Annotated in this window: 3 protein-coding genes; all 3 read left to right on the top strand. The window is 67.2% G+C overall.

Annotated features, from left to right (window positions below; translation table 11 throughout):
- On the top strand, positions 1-880 hold an 880-nt coding region (gene ispG / locus FVW20_RS10225; protein ID WP_196609373.1), incomplete at its 5' end, for a flavodoxin-dependent (E)-4-hydroxy-3-methylbut-2-enyl-diphosphate synthase.
- Complete coding sequence (locus FVW20_RS10220) at positions 880-2,607, top strand: proline--tRNA ligase (protein WP_196609371.1); 1,728 nt, start codon at positions 880-882, stop codon at positions 2,605-2,607. The genes ispG and FVW20_RS10220, both read left to right, overlap by 1 nt.
- Positions 2,608-2,832: 225 nt before the next feature.
- The coding region (gene xseA, locus FVW20_RS10215; RefSeq protein ID WP_196609369.1) for an exodeoxyribonuclease VII large subunit at positions 2,833-3,447 on the top strand (615 nt) is incomplete at its 3' end.

Raw genomic sequence — 3,447 nt, 5'->3', positions numbered from 1 at the left:
TCGCGCCGCATCGCCCGTGCCGCTGGTGGCGGACATCCATTTCGACCACCGCCTGGCCGTGGCCGCGCTGGAAGCGGGCGTGGACGCCCTGCGCATCAACCCCGGCAACATCGGGGGCGAGGCCAACGTGGCCCGCGTTGTGGACGCGGCCCGCGCGCGCGGCGCGTGCATCCGGGTGGGGGTCAATTCCGGCTCGGTGGAAAGGCACCTGCTGGAACGCTTCGGCGGGCCAACGCCCGAAGCCATGGTGGAAAGCGCCCTTGGCCACGTGCGCATGCTGGAGGACCGGGGCTTCGGCGACATCAAGATTTCGCTGAAATCCTCGTCGGTGCTGCACACCATAGACGCCTACCGCGTGCTGGCCGAGCGGTGCGACTACCCCCTGCACATCGGCGTGACCGAGGCGGGCACCATGCTGCGCGGGTCGGTCAAGTCGTCCGTGGGCCTTGGCGTGCTGCTGTGGCTGGGCATAGGCGACACGCTGCGCGTGTCGCTGACCAGCGACCCGGTGGAAGAAATCCCCGTGGCCTGGGAAATACTGCGTTCGCTGGGGCTGCGTCACCGGGGGCCGGAAATCATCTCCTGCCCGACATGCGGGCGCACCGAAATAGGGCTCATCAGCCTTGCGCAGGAAGTGGAACGCCGCCTCGCGGGCGAGACGGAAAACTTCAAGGTGGCCGTCATGGGCTGCGCCGTCAACGGCCCCGGTGAGGCGCGCGAGGCCGACATCGGCATCGCGGGCGGGCGCGACAAGGGCATCATCTTCCGCAAGGGAGAGATAATACGAACAGTCAAGGGCGGCGCGAACCTGCTCGCCGCCTTCATGGAAGAACTCGATACGTTCCTTGCCGAACGCAAGGCAGCCAGAAAGGACAGCTGATGCGCTGGAGCAATTGCTACATCCCCACCCTGAAGGAAGCCCCGGCAGACGCCGAGGTGGTCAGCCACAAACTGCTCACCCGCGCGGGCATGGTCCGCAAGCTTACCTCGGGCATCTACATCTACTTGCCCCTTGGCCTGAAGGCCATCGAGAAGACCGCCGCCATCGTGCGCGAGGAAATGAACCGCGCGGGCGCGCTGGAACTTTCCATGCCCATGGTGCAGCCCGCCGACCTGTGGCAGGAATCGGGCCGCTGGGAATTCTACGGCAAGGAACTGCTGCGCTTTCAGGATCGCAACGGGCGCGACTACTGCCTTGGACCCACGCACGAGGAGGTCATCACCGATCTCGTGCGCGGCGAGGTGCGCTCGTACCGCCAGTTGCCCATCAACCTGTACCAGATCCAGACCAAGTTCCGCGACGAGATCCGCCCGCGCTTCGGCCTGATGCGTGGCCGCGAATTCATCATGAAGGACGCCTACTCCTTCGACCGTGACGAGGCCGGGGCCGACAAGAGCTACCGGGCCATGTACGAGGCCTATCAGCAGGTGTTCAAGCGCCTTGGCCTGCGCTTCCGCGCGGTGGAGGCGGATTCCGGCTCCATCGGCGGCAGCTTCTCGCACGAGTTCATGGTGCTGGCCGACACCGGCGAAGACACCATTGCCGCCTGCACCGGCTGCGAGTACGCGGCCAACGTTGAGCGCGCCGAGGTGGCCGCACCTGCGATTCCCGCGTCGTTGCCCGCAGTGGGCGCCATCGAAGAGGTGCCCACCCCCGGCAAGCACACGGTGGAAGAAGTGTGCGCCTTCCTTGGCGTTCCGCAGTCCGCGCTGGTCAAGACGCTGATCCTGGTGGCCGACGGCAAGCCCGTGGCCGCGCTGGTGCGCGGCGACCGCGAACTGAACGACGTGAAGCTGAAGAACCTGCTGGGGTGCGACGAACTGGACCTCGCCGCGCCCGAACTGGTGCAGCAGGTCACCGGCGCGCCCGTGGGCTTTGCCGGTCCCGTGGGCCTGAACGTGGAGCGCGTCTTCGCCGACCACGAACTGCTGGCTTCCGACGGCTGGATCACCGGGGCCAACAAGGGCGATACCCACCTGCGCAATGTCAGCTTGTCGCGCGATGCCAAGATCGAACGTTACGCCGACCTGCGCGTGATCACCCCCGCCGACGCCTGTCCGCGTTGCGGCCAACCCATCGAGCTGACGCGCGGCATCGAGGTGGGCCACGTGTTCAAGCTGGGCACCAAGTACAGCGAACCCCTGAAGTGCACCTTCCTTGACGAAGACGGCAAGGAAAAGGTCATGGTCATGGGCTGCTACGGCATCGGCGTGTCGCGCGTGGTGGCCTCGTGCATCGAGCAGAACCACGACGCCGACGGCATCGTGTTCCCGCCGCCCATCGCCCCGTTCGAAGCCGTGCTGTGCTGTCTGGACCCCAAGAACGGCGAAACCCTTGGCAAGGCCGAGGAATTCTACGCCGAACTCAAGGCCCAGGGCGTGGACGTCATTCTGGACGACCGCGACGAACGCCCCGGCGTCAAGTTCAAGGACGCCGACCTCGTGGGCATGCCCCTGCAACTGGTGATTGGCGGCAAGGGGTTGGCACGCGGCATCGTGGAAGCCAAGGACCGCCGCACCGGCGAAAAGACCGAACTGCCCGTCGACGGCTTCGCCGAAGCCTTCCGCACCTGGCGCGCCGCCGTGCGCGCGGGCTGGGGGCTGTAGCAGAAGAGAAATAGGGAAAGAAATTCGCGAGGGGGAAACCTCTTGAAAGAGGTTTTCCCCCTCGCGCTCCCCCTTCCAGAATTTTTTATTCGGGGCAGCCTGCCGCTTCCCGTTGTGCCCGTTCCGTGGACGGGCCGCGCGTAGCGCGGGCTGTCCACGCAAAAGGGGTCAAGGGGGCGCGGCCCCCTTGCGGGGAGCGGGGCGGAGCCCCGCATCTGTAACGCCATGAGCACCATCTACACCGTGGGTGAATTGACCCGGGCCATCCGGGCCGCCATTGAGGGCGGGTTTCCCTTTGTGTGGGTGCGCGGGCAGGTGAGCAACCTGTCGCGCCCGGCCTCGGGGCATTGCTATTTCGCGCTCAAGGACGAGGACGCGGTGCTCAACTGCGTGTGGTTCCGGGGCAACCAGCGTGAGGCCGAGCGTTTCGATCCCATGACCGGCGAGGTGTTCGAGGACGGGCCGCGTCCCGGCCTTGCGCGCACCATGGCCAACGGGCAGGAACTGCTGTGCGCGGGGCGGCTGACGGTGTACCCGCCGCGCGGCGGCTACCAGTTGGTGGTCGAAATGGCGCAGGATGCGGGCCTGGGGCGGCTGCACGCGCAGTTCGAGGCGCTGAAGGCCCGCCTTGCCGAGCGGGGCTATTTCGACGCGGCGCGCAAGCGTCCGCTGCCGCGCCATCCGAAACGGGTGGCGGTGATCACGGCTCCAAGCGGGGCGGCTGTGCGCGACTTTCTGCGCATGGCGGACGAGCGCGGCTGGGGCTGCGGGATACGCATCCACCCGGTGCCGGTGCAGGGCGACGAGGCCCCCCCGCGCATTGCGGCGGCGCTGGCCGAG

The organism is Nitratidesulfovibrio oxamicus, from assembly GCF_015731765.1.
GTDB classification, from domain to species: Bacteria; Desulfobacterota; Desulfovibrionia; order Desulfovibrionales; family Desulfovibrionaceae; genus Cupidesulfovibrio; species Cupidesulfovibrio oxamicus.
This window is presented reverse-complemented; position numbering and strand designations above follow the sequence as displayed.

What these genes read in the sequence shown, in the direction of transcription:
- FVW20_RS10220 (WP_196609371.1), top strand. Translation starts at nt 880, where the DNA reads ATGCGCTGGAGCAATTGCTACATCCCCACCCTGAAGGAAGCCCCGGCA.